Annotated in this window: 14 protein-coding genes; 4 read left to right on the top strand and 10 right to left on the bottom strand. The window is 49.8% G+C overall.

The annotated features are described in order from the left end of the window. Positions 1–117 precede the first annotated feature (117 nt). Positions 118–1,623, top strand: a complete 1,506-nt coding sequence (locus VMW30_04715) for an SDR family oxidoreductase (GenBank protein ID HUW87663.1) — start codon at positions 118–120, stop codon at positions 1,621–1,623. Between the two features lie 63 nt (positions 1,624–1,686). On the opposite strand, the gene VMW30_04710 is transcribed toward VMW30_04715, so the two are convergent. Beyond that, positions 1,687–1,995 (bottom strand): hypothetical protein, encoded by a 309-nt coding sequence (locus tag VMW30_04710; GenBank protein ID HUW87662.1) that lies wholly within the window; start codon positions 1,993–1,995, stop codon positions 1,687–1,689. A gap of 109 nt (positions 1,996–2,104) precedes the next feature. Further along, positions 2,105–3,334: an MFS transporter gene (locus VMW30_04705; protein ID HUW87661.1), complete on the bottom strand. Its 1,230-nt coding sequence runs from the start codon at positions 3,332–3,334 to the stop codon at positions 2,105–2,107. Between the two features lie 63 nt (positions 3,335–3,397). Here VMW30_04705 and VMW30_04700 point away from each other — a divergent pair, with 63 nt between their 5' ends. After that, entirely contained in the window at positions 3,398–4,402 is a 1,005-nt protein-coding gene (locus VMW30_04700; GenBank protein ID HUW87660.1) for a Na+/H+ antiporter NhaA, read from the top strand. 10 nt (positions 4,403–4,412) lie between these two features. On the opposite strand, the gene VMW30_04695 is transcribed toward VMW30_04700, so the two are convergent. After that, positions 4,413–5,864 carry a cytosine permease gene (locus VMW30_04695; GenBank protein ID HUW87659.1) on the bottom strand — a complete coding sequence of 484 codons (1,452 nt, stop codon included), beginning with the start codon at positions 5,862–5,864 and terminating at the stop codon, positions 4,413–4,415. An 84-nt stretch (positions 5,865–5,948) separates the two neighbouring features. Here VMW30_04695 and VMW30_04690 point away from each other — a divergent pair, with 84 nt between their 5' ends. Then, complete coding sequence (locus tag VMW30_04690) at positions 5,949–7,685, top strand: ABC transporter ATP-binding protein (protein HUW87658.1); 1,737 nt, start codon at positions 5,949–5,951, stop codon at positions 7,683–7,685. Beyond that, positions 7,682–9,526, top strand: a complete 1,845-nt coding sequence (locus VMW30_04685) for an ABC transporter ATP-binding protein (protein HUW87657.1) — start codon at positions 7,682–7,684, stop codon at positions 9,524–9,526. Before VMW30_04690 ends, VMW30_04685 begins: the two co-directional genes overlap by 4 nt. Here the strand turns inward: VMW30_04685 and VMW30_04680 are convergent. From VMW30_04680 to VMW30_04650, 7 genes are all read right to left on the bottom strand, one after another. Then, positions 9,519–10,037 carry a formate hydrogenlyase gene (locus VMW30_04680; GenBank protein ID HUW87656.1) on the bottom strand — a complete coding sequence of 173 codons (519 nt, stop codon included), beginning with the start codon at positions 10,035–10,037 and terminating at the stop codon, positions 9,519–9,521. The genes VMW30_04685 and VMW30_04680 overlap by 8 nt on opposite strands. Then, positions 10,037–11,584 (bottom strand): NADH-quinone oxidoreductase subunit C, encoded by a 1,548-nt coding sequence (locus VMW30_04675; protein ID HUW87655.1) that lies wholly within the window; start codon positions 11,582–11,584, stop codon positions 10,037–10,039. The genes VMW30_04680 and VMW30_04675 overlap by 1 nt, the downstream gene beginning before the upstream one ends. Positions 11,585–11,588: 4 nt before the next feature. Further along, on the bottom strand, positions 11,589–13,043 hold the full coding sequence (locus VMW30_04670) for a hydrogenase 4 subunit F (protein HUW87654.1): 1,455 nt from the start codon (positions 13,041–13,043) through the stop codon (positions 11,589–11,591). Next, a complete protein-coding gene (locus tag VMW30_04665; protein HUW87653.1) occupies positions 13,043–13,702 on the bottom strand; it encodes a formate hydrogenlyase in 660 nt (219 codons plus the stop codon). The genes VMW30_04670 and VMW30_04665 overlap by 1 nt, the downstream gene beginning before the upstream one ends. A 3-nt stretch (positions 13,703–13,705) precedes the next feature. Further along, on the bottom strand, positions 13,706–14,653 hold the full coding sequence (locus VMW30_04660) for an NADH-quinone oxidoreductase subunit H (protein HUW87652.1): 948 nt from the start codon (positions 14,651–14,653) through the stop codon (positions 13,706–13,708). Continuing rightward, complete coding sequence (gene hyfB, locus VMW30_04655; protein ID HUW87651.1) at positions 14,650–16,671, bottom strand: hydrogenase 4 subunit B; 2,022 nt, start codon at positions 16,669–16,671, stop codon at positions 14,650–14,652. The genes VMW30_04660 and hyfB overlap by 4 nt, the downstream gene beginning before the upstream one ends. A 112-nt stretch (positions 16,672–16,783) precedes the next feature. Continuing rightward, positions 16,784–17,539, bottom strand: coding sequence for an SDR family NAD(P)-dependent oxidoreductase (locus VMW30_04650; GenBank protein HUW87650.1), 756 nt, complete (start codon positions 17,537–17,539; stop codon positions 16,784–16,786). Positions 17,540–17,617: the final 78 nt, after the last annotated feature.

Genomic DNA, 17,617 nt, shown 5'->3' with positions numbered 1-17,617 from the left:
AAGGACTCGCACCACTTCTCGCCATTTTTAGCATGAGTGACGCTAGCCCTCTTCTCTTTGAGGACTTTCCAGAGGAAGATGAAACGTCACGATCGATGGTTCCTCTGAGGAATTTTTATGAAGAGTGGATTTTCCAACCCAAAGGGTGAACTCGTACTTGTTACGGGTGCCACGGGATATATCGGTGGTCGCTTGGTTCCAGAACTCTTGGCGGCTGGATATCGAGTTCGGGTTATGGCACGACAACCACGGCACCTTGCCGACCGAGAATGGTTCGATCGTGTTGAGATTGTCTATGGCGATCCTTCTGATCTGGAGACTCTTCCCCCTGCGCTTTCCATGGTGACCGTGGCCTACTATTTGATTCATTCGCTTGGAGCCGGAGCAACTTTTGAATCTCTCGATCGCATTAATGCGCACAATTTCGCGGAAGCGGCATCGGCATCTGAAGTAGAGCGAGTCATCTATCTAGGTGGTCTCTACCCCAAAGAAGCGAAGTTGAGTCCTCATCTGAAGTCGAGGAAAGAAGTGGGCGATATTTTGCTGTCTAGCAGTGTGCCCACCACCGTACTGCGCGCTGCGGTGATTATCGGTTCTGGTTCGCTCTCCTTTGAAATGCTCCGCTACCTCACGGAGCGTTTGCCGATCATGATTACTCCCAACTGGGTGGATAGCCGGATACAGCCAATTGCAGTCAGAGATGTCCTCCATTACCTTGTCAAATCCGCGAAAATGCCGCCGGAGATCAACCGCGGTTTTGACATCGGAGGACCAGATGTACTTACTTACCGAGAGATGATGGTCCTCTATGCAAAAGCATCGGGTTATAAGCCACGCCGGATCATTTCGCTCCCGTTCATGACGCCATCGCTGTCAAGTCAATGGGTGGGCTTAGTGACTCCGGTTCCTAAGAAGATCGCTCAAGCGCTCATGGAGAGCCTTGTGAACGAAGTTATTTGTAAAGAACATGATATTTCTCAATACATCCCAGACCCGGAGGGGGGACTCATTGACTTTTGTACAGCAGTAGATCTGGCACTCCAACGAATTCAAGATGGCCGCGTCACCACTCGGTGGGCGTCGGCTTCGCACATTGGCGCGCCGAGTGACCCTCTGCCGACCGATCCAGATTGGGCGGGTGGAGGCCTCTACGTTGATGAACGAGTGCGAATGGTCAAGTGCGCGCCAGCGCAACTGTGGCACATTATTGAAGGCATTGGCGGCGAACACGGATGGTATTCATGGAGGCTTGGTTGGTGGACCCGTGGAGTGCTCGATCGATTTGTTGGTGGACCAGGACTTCGTCGAGGTCGCAGGGATGCCTTTGATCTTGTCATTGGTGACGCTCTTGACTGGTGGCGGGTTGAAGATCTCGAAGAGAATCATTTGCTCCGCTTGAGAGCGGAAATGCGCCTACCGGGATTAGCTTGGCTAGAACTCATCATTGAAAAGGATGACCAGGGTCAAACTCTTTTTCGCCAACGCGCCCTATTCCATCCACACGGCCCTGCTGGTGGACTTTATTGGGTGATGATCAAACCCTTCCATGGACTGGTCTTCGGTGGAATGCAGCGAAATATCGCTCGTGCGGCCGAGCACGCCCCGACCCAGATACCGCAATAACTTTCTCCAGGTTTCGATCTCTCCTTAGGTTTCGTCTGATGAGTAAAATGAAGCGATGCTCAACTAGTTTCGCGCGATCTGAATAATCGCGCTAACGAGGAGCACTACGAGCAGCGCCGATGTCCCTAGCCATATGGTGCGACTCTCCTTCTTGGAATCTCTTGCATTCACCAGCCAGTCGTACTCTATTTCTGCCTCAACAATGTTCGGCGGCGGTGGAGTATCGGCTATGTGCCCGGCCTGCCATCCCTTGACTAGTCTGCCAAACCTCAAACCTGCTGAATCAAGCGTCCTAATTTCGGCGTCGAGGAAGACTACCCGCCCAAGAGTTAAAACTGTAAGGATTGCAATGATGACTAAGGCAATGTTCATAACTAAAGAGTAGGTCGCGATGCCTGACTATTCAAGCGAAGAATTTCCTAACAATTGCTTATCTGCCTATCAACCATGACATTTCCCTTAGGAAGGTTCTTCATTATTTCTAGTTCCTCATCCAAGAGCCGGTAACTAGTCTTCTCATAGCCAGACTCGTGAAGAAAAAGATAATTGCAAGAACAACCCAACCGGGTTTTCCTAACCCGATTACCAACGCAGTGACAATGGACGGACCGAAAGCCCCTCCAACTCCCGAACCGAGCGAATACACTGCCTGATACTGACCTTGGTGATTCTGATCGGCTAACCCAAAACCTATGCTCCAAGATCCGACCGATCCAAGTAACTCCCCCGCCACGTGAACGAGCATTGCAAGTAGCAAGAGTGCACATGCCAGATATTTTGAAACACCAGCAGAAAGCGCATAAATCAAACACGATATCGCGATCAACGCGCCGGCCCTTGCATAGAGACGTGCACCCGTGTTGATATCTCCTGCACCTCTACTTGCACGAACTTGAAAGAGTATAACTGCAATTGTATTAACCAACATGATCACGGCAACCCACCAACGAGGAGCTGAAGTCTCCTGAACAACCCAGAGAGGTATCGCAACATTCTGAAGAATAAAATGGAGAGACATGATGCCGTTGAAAGCCGTAGCGGTGAGAAATTTACGGTCCCGAAACGCATTAAAGGTAATCGGTTCACCTCTTGCCACCGTTGGCGCTACATATGGCAACTTGTGCCACACATATCCCGCGGCAAAGTAGGTAATCGCGTCAAGAACGAGCATGGCGACGTAACCAGCATTGGTATTGATGGCAAGTGAGACACCCGCGAATACCGTTCCGAGTGCAATTCCCAAGTTGGTAACCGCCCTCGTATAGGCCCGGATCCTGACTCTCTCCTCACCAGTACCGAACTGCGCAATCATTGCCATCCGCAAGGCTCCACTTACTGCTCCCGTAGCACCTGCAAGTAAGGAGACAAATACAAAGGGCCAAAATGAATGCACGAAGATAAAAGTTATTAAGACGAGGCCCTCGGAAATATAGGCGAAAACCGTGATGTCACGGGGACCGAATCGATCGGCAATGTGGCCAGCAGGAACACCAAAGAGAAGTGAAATCCCTCCACCAATGGAGAGTCCGAGGGCAACTTGCGTCGGAGTGAGACCCACGTGAAAGGTGAAATAGATAACCTCAATAGTCACAAAAAGGCCGTTGCCAAAAGTATTGATGAGTGTAGCCAAACTTAAGACCCGAATTGCGCCTTCTTTGGGTATCGCAGCATTCTTCAATCTAGAAAATCGCGATTGTTCACTTTCAGGCATTGGGAAACCTTAACGTGTCGAGTCATGGAGACGCCACGACATTAAATACAGATACCCTTAGGCGTGCCTCGAAGAATCCCTCAGACATTTCGCAGATTTATCGCAATAGAAAGTTCCGGCGGAATTGTATTGGTCCTGGCTGCGGTCATCGCCCTTATATGCGCCAACTCCCCCTTCAAGATCGGGTATGAAGAATTCTGGCGACCCGGAGAGGCCTTCATCAACGAAGGCCTCATGAGTATCTTCTTCTTTCTGGTGGGTTTGGAAATCAAGAGAGAGTTTATCCACGGAGAACTTCGCGACCCCAAAAAGGCCGCGCTTCCCGTTCTCGGCGCAATTGGCGGAATGATCCTTCCTGCGCTCATATATGCGTTGGTAAACCAGGGAGGCGACGGCTCTGCTGGGTGGGCAGTACCTATGCCAACTGATATTGCGCTGGCGGTGGGAGCACTGACACTTCTTGGTTCGCGAATCAATCCTTCTCTAAAAATCTTCTTACTCTCGTTGGCGATTGCCGATGATCTCGGCTCTATTTTGGTCTTAGGTGTTTTCTACTCTGATGGTCTTAGCCCACTTAAAATTGCCTCAACTATCGGCGCGGTTCTTTTTGCATGGATCATTCCAACTCGAACCAAGCTTCCTCTGAATAGTTTGATTGATTGGATACACCCCTGGAGCAGCTACTTGGTAATCCCAGTCTTCGCTCTGGCAAATATCGGAGTCACAATAGATTTCTCATCTCTTCAAACCTTGATTACGTCCCCAATTTCCTTGGGAATTATCATCGGGCGAGTAGTCGGTAAATTCATTGGCATAACCCTCTTTGTCTGGCTCGCCGTGAGAATAGGAATTGCGAGAATGCCCGGCGCTGTTTCAATGAAAGAAATTGCCGGAGTTGCGGCTCTTGGTGGCATGGGACTTACCGTCTCCCTATTTATCGCCGATTTGGCGATGAAGGACCCTACTCAACTCTCTCAAGTGAAAACAGGGTTGATTATCTCCGCCATACTCTCAGCATTTATTGGACTGGGAATTTTACGAAAGGCAACCTCAATAAAGCCAGAATAGGAACCTTCTCCTACTGACGATCTGATTCAAGGTACGGGGTACTTTCTTGCCTCTGAATAGCCTTTCGAGCGAGGATGACGTGGCCGAAAAATCCGACAATGAGTGAGAAAATTACACCGAGATTGGCGTAGGCCCATGGGCCTTCTTTCCCGCCGATCGCGTCCATGAAGTAACCCTGCCATGAGAGCCACGATGCAAAAGGATTTGTCACAAAACCCCACCCAATTATCGATCCGATTAGTACAAGAAAGATGGAACGAAGATTCCATGACCCATATCTTCCAGATGGGAGAAATAGTTCAGATTCCGCATAATTTCGTTTGCGCATCACTACATCTGCCACAAAAATCGCAGACCAAACTGCAATCGGCACACCCAAGGTGATGAGAAAACCTTGGAATGGGCCAATGAAATCGCTCGCGTGCCAAACAATATAAATCGTCCCCAAGAGCATAATCAACGCATCTATGGATGCTGCCACATGCCGACGGACAGGAAGTCCAATGGAAACCAAGGCAAGTCCGGATGAGTACAGATCGAGAATGGCGCCACCAATAAGACCCAATACCGCCACAATCGCAAAGGGAATCAGATACCAGGTAGGAAGAAGGGTAGTGAGTGCTCCGATTGGATCCATTGCGATCTTCTCACTGAGATCTTTACTACTACCGGCTAAAAGTGACCCGTAAATAACCAAAATTACTGGTACGAGGGACGAGCCAAAAACGGTCCAACCTACAACTGCCCGACTGGAAACAGTCCGCGGAAGATAGCGTGAATAATCAGCGGCCGAATTCACCCATCCCAGTCCAATACCCGTGATACCAAAAATCATCGCCCCAATGAATGCTTGCGGATTTCCGCTGGGGATTGACGAAACCATTGTCCAATCAATGTGCTTGAAAGTCAGAGCGATATATCCGAGAGTCATCAACCCAGTAACAATCGTTAACCACTTCTGGAGTTTCATAATTACGTGGAACCCAAGTACTCCGCCAAATACGGTTAGTCCGGCCGCTATCGAAAAACCAATAATCCGAGCCACATTATGATCAATATGCCCTAGTCGAGCCAATACGGTTTCCGTTGCCAAGGTAGCTAATGAAACGAGAATTGTTTCCCAGCCAACAAAGATCAGATAGGAAAGTATGCCCGGTACGAAATTGCCGCGGACTCCGAAAGCAGCCCGTGACAGCGTCATAGTCGGAGCGTTCGACTTCTTGCCGGCAAGTGAACTCACTCCGACGAGGAGAAATGAGAGAACAACTCCAAAAAGAGCCGCTAAAGATGCCTGGGCCACCGAAATCCCAAATCCAAGAAAAAAGGCTCCGAAAGAAAGTGCAAGAAGAGAAATATTTGCGCCACACCAAGGCCAGAAAAGATTACTTGGCTTTCCAGTTCTCTCGTCTTCCTTAATGAAATTGGTCCCATTGAGTTCGAGGTTGAGGTCAAATAGCGGCACAAATTCTCCTTTGAAGGTGGGGGCTATCCTACTAATAGTGCGCGCCGATTCCACGCGAAAGAGTATTCTTCCGAGGTTATGTCAATGTTGACTACGTATGTCTCACAACTGCGTCGGAGATCTCCGATGGATGCTGTGCCATTTCACGACCCCGGAAATCCAGCGATATCCTCCCCTGCTGCGCTGCTGTTCTGGCTCGCCCGCAATCAAGTGAGAGTGATTCTTTTTGGCGCGGTTTTTGGAGTCCTGAGCACTCTCACCCTGGCGGTCATGCCTGGGTTCCTGGGCAAAGCCGTGCAAGCAATTTCTGATCATGATGAGTTTGCTCTTAGGAAATGGGTATCCATTGTTTTCGCTTTAGGCTTCACGCAATCCATCGCAAGCGTCATTCGCCACCGCTGGGCCGTAGCCAGTTGGATCATCACTGCCACACGGATGAAACAGATCATCGCCCGCAAAGCCTCGGAACTTGGCGCCGATCTACCGCGACTCATTTCGACTGGCGAAGTCGTCTCCGTCAATAACAATGACGTAGAGCGAATGGCCAGAGGTTTTGACAATATTCCCCGCCTCATTGGCTCCATAATCTCCTTCATATTTGTTTCAATCATGCTCATCCGCTCATCGCCGTCGATCGGAATGATCGTGATCGCTGGTGTTCCAATCATGGCTCTAGTCATCGCACCCATCATCGGTCCACTACAAGAGCGCGAAGCCGAACAGCGAAAAAAATTAAGCCACTCGACAAATTTGGCCGCAGATACAGTCGCCGGCCTTCGAGTCTTAAGAGGCATCGGTGGCGAAGACACCTTCATCGAGCGGTTTAGATTAGCTTCGCAAGATGTACGAGCAGCCGCCGTAAGGACGGCCAAGACTCGCTCCCTCCTCCAAGCACTCCAAATTGTTCTGCCGGGCTTCTTCATACTTATCGTCATATTTGCTGGAGGAAGCCTGGTAGCTGATGGAAAAATGAGAATTGGCGAACTTCTATCGTTCTATGGTTACAGCGCTTTCCTTGTCCTTCCATTGAGGGTGATGACTGAAACAGCGCAGCGCATGACCTCCGCGATCGTCTCCGCACGTCGAGTCATAAGTCTTCTTTCGGTTGCCCCTGTAAATACCTGGGGCGTGGACGAATCACCAAACTCTCTGGGCGTAGTACGAGACCTAATCTCCGGAATTGAAATCAGATCGGGCGAGTTTCTGGTAATAGTGAGCGAGAATCCCTTAATATCCGATGAACTTTGCGACCGCCTCGGTGGGTACATTGATGCAGACCGAGTTACTATCGATGATCGCCCACTTACCGCCTTCACAAGGACTGCCATAAGACGAACAATCTATTCGCAAGAGAAGGAGCCTGCGATCTTGTCCGGCACGATTGGTTCGATTTTTGCCGTCCCCCACTCTGGACGATTATCGATTGACCAAGCGATTGATGCAGCCTCAGCTCGCAATATCCTCGATTCACTAGAAGGAGAGGGCCTCGAGGCTGAAGTAGTGGAGCGTGGTCGAACCCTCAGCGGTGGGGAACGTCAGCGCCTTTCTCTCGCCAGAACTCTTTTCGTTGATGCCCCCATTGTCATCCTTGATGATCCGACCAGCGCTGTGGATGCTCATACTGAGACGAGAATTGCTCAGCGGCTCTCCGAAATACGAAATGGTCGCACCACTGTTGTCTTCTCCAATTCACCACTCATTCTTGATCGTGCCGATCGGGTTGAACTCATTCTTAACGGCGAAAAGCAAGAGCAAGGAACTCACAATGAATTGCTGGAAAGATCGCAGAAATACCGCGATCTGGTTATGAGGGGTGCATGAGAGGCAAACCGGTAAGCGAGGCTCATCTGCCGCCAAGTGCGTTTCGCTCTCCGCCTCCAAATACTGAGCGCATCAACACTAATTTCGGCTTCGAAAAGTCCTCATCTCGTCTTCCTATAGCAAGTGTCGAAACCGTAAATAAAGAGATGATTGCACTCATTGCAAAACACAAACGTGGATTCATGCTTGTCGCGGGTCTTCAATTAGTGACGGTCGCCGCAGCCTTGGTAATTCCTCGCGCCTTCGGAAGTCTACTTGGCCAATTGGGAAAAGATCCGCGCCATGCAAACATATCCATGACGGTAATCGTCGCCGGAGCCGCACTTGTGGTCCAGACAGTCTTCTCGTACTGGACAAAGGTAAAAGCTTCAGTCTTGGGTGAATTCGTACTCTCTTCTCTGAGGGAGCGGTTTCTTGAACGAGTGGTTGAACTTCCGCCAAATGTTGTGGAGCGAGCAGGAAGTGGAGAACTCCTCAGCAGAACTACCACCGATATTGATCATATTACGTGGGCGGTTCGCGATGCTTTCCCGATTATCACGATCTGTTTGGTAGAGATCGCAAGCATCTTTCTCGCGATTGGATTTACAGCGCCAATTTTCGTAGCAGTGGTGATGATTGGCTTCCCTGTCATCTACGCGGTGACTAGACGATACTTGCGTAAATCACCACAGGCTTACCGTGTCGAGTCATCTTCTTACGCCTTAATGAACTCAGTGCTGGTCGAGTCAGCTGAATCAGGACGAACAATTGATGCGTTGCGCCTGGGTGAGGATCGAATAGAGCGAAGTGACTCAGCTCTTGGTCGTTGGATCGAATGGGAGCGTTACACATTGCGTCTTCGGACCGCCTGGTTTCCTTTCGTCGAAGCTAGCTACGTCTTCCCGTTGGGCGTAGTCCTTCTCGTTGGTGATCACTTTTACAATCAAGGGATCATGACAATTGCGCAAGTGACGACTTGCCTCCTCTACGCTCAGATGGCCATCGATCCCCTAGAGGGCATCCTCTGGTGGATTGACGAACTACAAGGCGGAAAGGCTTCTCTTTCCCGGCTATTGGGGATTCACGAAATACAAGCACGTGAAATTCGCGAATCAGAGCCTGACGGTTATGAAGTTCGTGCAGATGAGATCCGATATGGTTACAAAAAAGAACGCGATGTCCTCAACGGAATCTCCTTCCTTGTTCAGCCCGGAACTCGAGTAGCCATCGTTGGCCCCTCCGGTGCGGGTAAATCCACACTTGGCAAATTGCTCGCTGGCATCTCGCCACCACGAACTGGAACGGTCACCATCGGCGGCTCGGAAGTTGGTTATCTTCCAGTAGAACAGGCGAGAACTCATGTCGCATTGGTAACCCAAGAACACCACATCTTTGTCGGGACATTGCGGGAGAACATATGTCTTGCCAACCCTCAAGCCAGCGATGAGGAAGTGTGGGATGCACTCGGCGCCGTAGATGCAAAGGGGTGGGTCGAAGAATTATTGGATGGGGTCGACACTCAAGTGGGAGTGGGCGGTGCCCGACTACTCCCACCCCAAGCCCAACAAATTGCACTAGCTCGATTGGTCCTTGCCGATCCACACACTCTTATCCTCGATGAAGCGACTTCGCTCCTTGACCAACAATCCGCCAGACATCTAGAAGCATCCCTCAGTGCGGTCCTACATGGACGAACCGTGATTGCGATCGCGCATCGACTTCAAACCGCGCACGATGCCGACATTATTGTTGTTATCGAGGATGGAAAGATTTCAGAGTGGGGCTCGCATGACGCCTTAATGATTGCGAATGGTCCCTACGCCAGTCTTTGGAAATCTTGGCGGGATGAAGCTAGTTAGTACGATTTTCTAATTTGTAGCGGACGGCAGTGAGAATTCCTTGCAGAATAACGATCGGTTCTGGCGGGCACCCCGGTATTTCATAATCGACGTTCAAGACTTTAGATGCCCCGCCGATAGTCGCATAACTTTCACCGAATATTCCTCCATTGATAGCACAATCCCCTACTGCAACCACCAGCTTGGGTGAAGGAGTTGCTTCATACGTCATAGATAGGGCAGTGGACATATTCCTGGAAATCGGTCCAGTAATTAAAAGCATGTCCGCATGACGAGGACTCGCAACAAATTTTATCCCGAGTCCTTCTAGGTTGTAATAGAGATTACCCAGTGCATTTAATTCAAGTTCACACCCATTACAACTTCCCGCATCGATTTCGCGGATAGTCAATGCCCGTCCAAGAATCTTAAGAATCTCATCATGAATGTGGCTCGCTTCAACTTCCATTGCTACAGGTGGTGTCTCAGTTGCGATTCCAGTCTTAGCAATCTGCTTGAGTACTTCCCACATCATCGGTCATGCCCCGAGTAAGTGAGATTGAATGATTTATTAATCAGAGGAAAGTCGGGCACGATGTCACCAATGACGGCGTATTCAAGGACCGGCCAATTCTGCCAAGAAGGATCATGAACATGACATCTCTCCACTTTGCCACCTTTCCCAATCGAGAGAGCAACAAACACCCCTCCGCGCCATCCTTCCACCCACCCAGCTCCCGATCCAGATGGCTGGGCTTTCGTCCACGGGGAATACATTTCACCCGCAGGCAATCTTTCGAGTATTTGTTCTAGCAAACGTAAGGAGTCAGCGATCTCATCAAATCGCACGCTCACACGGGCGGCTACATCGCCATCTTCATGAAAAGCCACATTTACATCAAGCTGAGTGTAGGGAAATGACTTCGAATCGACCCGCACATCGTGAGAAACTCCGCTGGCCCTGCCAGCCAAACCGGTCAAACCTAGTCGCAGTGCCAATTCGTTATCGACTATTCCGGTGTGCATGAATCGATCCTGGAGACCTGAATGATCGTCATAAATAGCACGTAAGCGCTCCACTCCAGATCGAAACGCTCTTATTTGCTCGCGAATCTTTGCAATAGATTCGAGAGAAATGTCGGCTTTCACACCACCAGGTAGAACGCAATCCATCATGAATCGGTGCCCAAATATCTCTTTATTCGCCCTTAGCCACAATTCCTTCAATCGCATAAATTGAGTGAGTCCAAAGGCAAATCCCGCATCGTTTGCAATCGCTCCCACGTCACCCAGATGGTTTGCAATCCGCTCTCGTTCCAGCATGATGGCCCGGATCCAGAGAGCCCTGTCGGGGACATTCCAATTCCACGCAGATTCGAGAGCCATGCAATACGCCCAAGAATATGCGACGGTTGAATCCCCAGATATTCGACCTGCCAGACGAGATCCCTCGATGGGCTCCATCCGCTCAAAAACCTTGTCTACTCCTTTGTGCGCGTAACCCAGTCTCTCCTCCAGGCGAAGTGTCTTCTCTCCTACGACCGAAAATCTGAAATGCCCGGGTTCGATAATTCCTGCGTGTACAGGACCAACCGCAATTTCGTGAACACCATCACCTGCTACTTCAACAAAGTGGTAGTCCTGCGCAGTCCCTTCATCGTGCACTTCCAATCCCGAGAGATCTTTGCGAAGTGGATAGTAATCATCTGGCCAGAACCCATGATTGAGCCAAGGTCGATCATCTCCACTTCCGTTAGCCACAATTCCAATGAGATCACGTATTGCTCTCTGCATTCTAATTGCGCTTGGGAAAAGTCCGGAAATATCTGGGAATGAAACTTCGTTCTCGCGCAAAAGTAGCTCGAGCCAGAGAAGACCTTCCCCCTGCAACGAATAGATCGCAGTCACGGCGAATTTCTTAGAACTTTTCTGGCTGGCCCATAGTGTTACCAACTGCCCATGATTTTGTGCGATGGCCAGTGCGCACTCTTCCCACACCACTTCATTCACCATCGTGCGGCGAATGCGAAATGGCGAACGCATCTCCTCCATTTTCAACTCAAGCTCATCGAATTTCATTAATTCATCCCCCAATAATTTTCGCGGCTTGGAGGAACCATGTTTCAAGGTATCCCGGAATGTACAACCCAAGCATTAAGGCAATTCCGAGGTGAAGAAAAACTGGTAACAAAGCTGGCGAGTGGGGCAATCGCTTCATCGTTGTTTCGCCAAAGACCATGGGTTGGACTCGACTAAATATCGCCGCAAAAGCGACGCCAAGTCCGAGTAGGAGAATCGGTGTGGCCCATGGCATCTGTCGCATGGCGCTGGTCAAAATGAGGAATTCACTGGCAAATATTCCAAATGGTGGCATACCCAGAATTGCCAGAGTGCCCATCATCAGTCCCCAGCCAACTGTGGGGCTGACTTTAATGAGCCCGCGTATGTTCTCCATGATCTGCGAGCCGGCCTTTTGCGCGGCATGACCCACTGCATAGAAAATTGCAGATTTTGTGAGTGCATGGACTGTCATGTGTAACAAACCCGCGAAATTGGCAATGGGTCCACCGATTCCGAAAGCAAAAGTCATCAACCCCATGTGTTCGATTGATGAGTAAGAGAACATCCGTTTAATATCCCTTTGCCGAAGCAGCGAGAATGCTCCGACGAGGACTGAGAGCAGACCAAAACCCACCATGAGGTGTCCCGCAAAATTGTTGCCAAGAGCCCCGTCTGTGAGAACTTTGCAGCGAATGACTGCATAAAGAGCAACATTAAGGAGCAATCCTGAAAGGACCGCAGAAATCGGAGTCGGACCTTCCGCATGCGCATCAGGTAACCAGTTGTGGAGTGGAGCGAGCCCGACTTTAGTTCCGTAGCCAACAAAAAGGAAAACGAAGGCCAGCGACATGATGACCGGGTTTAGTAAGAACTTGACTTCGTTGAGGTTGGTCCACAGGAGTGGATTCTCGCCTTCCAGAATAACTCGCTGTGCAGCCATATAGAGAAGGATTGTGCCGAGCAGAGCTTGCGCAATACCAACTCCGCACAGAATAAAGTACTTCCACGCCGCTTCAAGACTCGATGGTGTGCGGTAGACCGAAACGAGGAGAACTGTCGTCAGTGTCGCTGCCTCCATGGAAACCCAAAGAATTCCCATGTTATTCGTAGTGAGGGCTAACAACATGCAGAAACTGAAGAGTTGATACATGCTGAAATAGAGACGCATGCGATTAGGGGTCATCTTGCCGCGCTCTTCTTCAATACGCATGTACGGTCGAGAGAAGAGGGAAGTTGTGAATCCAATGAAGGCAGTAAGGGTGACTAGAAAAATATTGAGCGAGTCAATGAAGAATTGACTGTCTAATGCAAATATTGGTCCATCTGACACGATCCGGGCAGTCAATATCGATGCCGCGAGAAATGTCCCGAAACTAAAAACAACATTGACATTTCGACCTTGTACTCGATGGCCCATTACCGCAAGGACTACAAATCCAAGTAGAGGGGTCACAAGAACCGGGATAAGTGGACTCATTACCCCTCCTTTAAATTCTCAAGGTGGGAAATATCTAGACTTTCAAATTGTTCACGGATCTGAAACATGAACAGCCCAAGGATGAAGACTCCCACCAGGACGTCCAGAGCAATTCCCAATTCAACGACCATCGGCATTCCATATGTCGCAGAAGTCGCAGCAAATACCAGGGCATTTTCCATCGAAAGGAAGCCGATCACCTGTGGAATTGCTTTCGATCGAGTAATCATCATCATGAACGATAAAAGTACGCAGGCTAAAGCGATGCCGAGTGTTCCTGGACTCACGGAGGATGAGAGTTTTGACACTGGCAGAGCAAGATTGAAAGCAAACACGACAAGGACTATTCCTACGAGCATTGTGCTCGGAATATTAATGAGCGTTTCGACGTCCCACCGCACATTCAGCCGCTTGATCAATCGATGCAGCACCCACGGAATGAAAAATACCTTCAAAACAAGCGTCATCGCTGCGGAGAAATAGAGATGGTCCTGATGAGTCACATACGCCACCACACTCGTAGCAGCAACGACTGTGAAACCCTGAAGTGCATAGATGTGTACGAGATTCAATACGCGGCGCTGTGCAAGCATGGCGAATGCCAACATGAGGAGAAATGCCGCAAAGAGATTTATAAGTTGGATGCTGATGTTTGACATCATCTATGCTCCCAACAGAATGTGCGTAAGCATGCCAATGACTCCTAGCAAGAAAGCCGTTGCGAGAAACTCTGGAACCCTGAAGATGCGCAACTTGGCTGAAAGAGTTTCAACCAGGGCAAGAATGACCCCCAGGATCGCAAGTTTGAGAAAGAGAAACACAAGCGCCAGAAGTATCCGCGATGGATCCGTACCATCCGTTATCCCCCAAGGAAGAAAGAGGGCAATGCCAATAGTTGAATAGGCGAACAACTTCATTGAAGCGGCCCATTCAAGCAATGCTAAATGTCGACCTGAATATTCAAGGATCAGCGCTTCATGGATCATGGTCAATTCCAAGTGCGTGGCAGGATTATCGACGGGCACTCTCGCATTTTCCGCCAAGAAGACAAGAACAAAGGCCATCGAGGCGAAAACCAAACTGGGATAGATTGTGAATTCGTTCTGACTTACTTTGTTGACAATGGTTTTAAGAGCCGTAGAACTTGCAATGAGTGAGGACGAGAAAAGAACCGTAAGTAGCGCAGGTTCTGCAAGAAAACCAATCAGCATTTCCCGGCGGGCGCCGAGCGTTCCGAAAGCGGTTCCAATATCCATAGCTGCGAGAGCTAGAAAGACTCTCGCAAGTGCGAAAAGGCCAACCAGCGCAATCGCATCGGCAGCACGGGCCAGAGGCAAGTCAGTGGACAGTGTCGGAATGATTGCACTCGCTAAAAGCATGCACCCGAATATCAAATATGGGACGAATCGGAACAAAGGAGAAGCTGTATCCGCCATTACTGACTCTTTATTGAACAACTTGTGTAGCGCTCTATATGGCTGGAGTACTCCAGGACCTGAACGATTCGCTAACCATGCCCGTGACTGATTAACCCAACCGAGTAGAAGAGGTGCCAAAAGTACTGCGGAAAGTGTGGCAAATATTTGCGAAAGAAGTTGCGAAATATTCATCGGCTCACCTCTGGGACTAATAACAAAGTGATGAGCAGCGTTAGGAAACTATAGAGAAGGTAGATGGATATTCGTCCTTGTTGCAATCGGCCAACCTGGGCAGAGACAAATTCAGTTGCGCGCGCAATCGGAAGATAAACCCCTTTCCAGAATTTGTCATTGACCACAACCTTGTATTCAGGTTCGCTCTCTTCAGGTTTAGGAAGATGTCTTTCCATATCGAAAAAAGACTCAAATATCTGACGGATCGGTTGCCCATAGCCTTCAGCCGTGTCTTGCATGCGGGCGTTCTGCCAAGTATGCCCGCCACCCCATGGCACAGATCTGCGCATTCGACCGTGGTAGAAGATTCGAACCACTGTAAAAATGAGAGCGCACGTAATTACAACTCCAACTAGGAAATAGATCGGGCTATAACTCGCGCGCTCGAGAGAGGTCGGGGTGAGCAACCACCACCCATTTGCACTGCCACTGTGGGCTAGACCTTTGCCGACCAAGGTTTGCGTGACGGGGTCAATAAAGTGAAGAACAAAGGTGGGCGCCAATCCGAGTACTAAACACGCCAGAGCAAGCCAGAGCATGCCGATTTTCTCCAAGAACCCTGCGTCGTGGGCCTGGCTCAATTTCTCTTCACGAGGTTGCCCGAGAAATACCACACCGAAGAATTTCACCATGGCATAACCCGCAAGCGCAGCCGTCAGAGCAATCGATGCGGCAGCAACTGGAATGAGCATATTTAGAAAGGACTGTGGCAAACCAGGGGTAAATAAGAAACTCTGGAGCAACAGCCATTCGGAAACAAAACCAGAGAAGGGCGGTAATCCCGAACTCGCTAAAACGCCAATGAGCGCGAGCCAGGCAACCCATGGCATGAATCGGATAAGACCGCCAAGTTTGCCGAGGTTTCTCTCCCCTGTTGCATGTAGCACCGAACCCGTAGTGAGAAAGAGAAGGCTTTTAAAGAAAGCGTGCGCACCTACATGGTACAAACACGCAGTAAGCGCCAAAGCCGCAAGGGTGTTCATTCCATAAGAGCGGAAGATGAGCGCCAAGCCCATTGCAGCAAAGAGAAGGCCCACGTTTTCAATCGACGAATAGGCCAAAAGACGTTTCATATCGGTCTGAACAGTTGCAAAAATGACACCAAAGAGCGCGGTCACCAGGCCCAGGGCAAGAAGTAAGACACCCCACCACCAAATCTGGATGTGTAGAAGATCAAAACAAACACGTAGAAGTCCATAGATTGCCATCTTGATCATGACGCCGCTCATGAGAGCAGAAACCGGCGAAGGCGCTGCTGGATGCGCTTCTGGCAACCAGACATGAAGCGGAAGGATGCCTGCCTTCGCACCGAAACCAAAAACGGCTAGGAGGAACGCAACAGATGCCCAAAAAGGTGAAATCTCCTGAAGACGCATATTTGCAAACGTGTAATCGCCAGTATTTGCCTGCAAAATTCCGAAAGAAAGCAGGACCGCAATTGCTCCTACGTGAGCAATAACTAGGTACAAAAATCCGGCAGCTCTTATCTTCGGCATTCTATGATTAGCAGTTACCAGGAAATAGGAGGAGAGCGCCATGCTCTCCCAAGCCACCATGAAAGCGTACGCATCATCAGCAATCAGAACCAGGGCCATACTGGCAAGGAAGAAGTGGAACTCCATGCAGAGCAGTCCCGGCGCGGTACCCGAGCCGTTTCGGAAATATCCTGCCGAGAAAAGGGAAATTCCTACGCTGGTGATGCCAAGGACGAGGAGAAAAAAAGAGGAGAGCTGATCTAGTCGTAGATGAAACTGAAGTTGAGGTAACCCGATAGGCAGCGTCGTAGTCTCAACGGCTCCAGAGATGAGGGCGTGAGCCGACGCCCAAACCAATGCGAGTCCGGCGATTCCTCCCAAGGGGAAGAACACCTTGGCAACTACTCCAAATCGTCGTAGCGCGACAATTCCGAGAAATCCGATGCCAATCCATACGGCAATCACCCAGAGAACCCAGTTGAGCGGTAACCCGTCCAGCATTGTCTCTAATCGTGTCCTTACCTCAATCACCAACAGACGCTGGTGTGAATTTCCCCTCTAGTGTTCAGGAAAATTCATCTCTCCAGGCATTATATCTACCAATAGTCAAAACTTAGTACGTGGCACGTCCACCGGAAGCGTCGAAGGTAAATCCCGTTGTAAATGAACAGGCCTTGGATGCGATAAACCCAATCAGCTCTGCCACTTCTTCTGCTTCGCCGACTCGGCCCATTGGGATACGAGCAAGCATGTACTTGAGAGTCTCCTCGCTGGTGGATGAGTTCATGGGGGTTCTGATAACTGCAGGAGCGATTGCGTTGACTGTGATTCCATCGGGCGCAACCTCTTTGCCGACGCCCTTCACAAAACCGATCATCCCGGCTTTGGATGTGTTGTAAGGCGCCATTCCAGGGTTGCCCTCTTTTCCGGCGATGGATGTAACGTGAACGATACGACCGTACTTTTGAGCTTTCATAATTGGTATGACTTGCTGAGTGAGCCAGATGGCACCGAAGAGGTTCACCTTTATCGTCTGCTCGTAATCTGCCCAAGAGATATCTTCAACTTTTACATTTGTGGGACCCGTCATTCCCGCCGTATTTACCAACGCGTCAATTCTCTTTTCGGAGGCAAAAATTTTGGCTACCACGGCCTGAACTCTTTCTTGATTTGAAATATCAAGTTCGACTATTTGGTCATCTTGCAAAGACAAGTCCGCTTGAACTTTCTTGAGTGCTTGGAGATTGAAATCGAGCGCAATCACACGGGCGCCTCGAGACTTCAAAAGTGCCGCCGCCGCAGCGCCGATGCCACTGGCGGCACCAACCACGAGCACTACCTGACCACTAAAATCTGTCTTATTCTCCATGGGGCTTGTGTCCTTTACCAATCTGTCCGTTGTCGCAATTCTCGCTGAGAGTCTAATCTACTCTTTAAATTAGTGTCA

This window comes from Candidatus Paceibacterota bacterium, assembly GCA_035530615.1.
Classification (GTDB): Bacteria; Actinomycetota; Actinomycetes; order Nanopelagicales; family Nanopelagicaceae; genus QYPT01.
The sequence above is the reverse complement of the archived record's forward strand: the minus strand, read 5'-3'. Positions and strand labels throughout refer to the sequence as shown.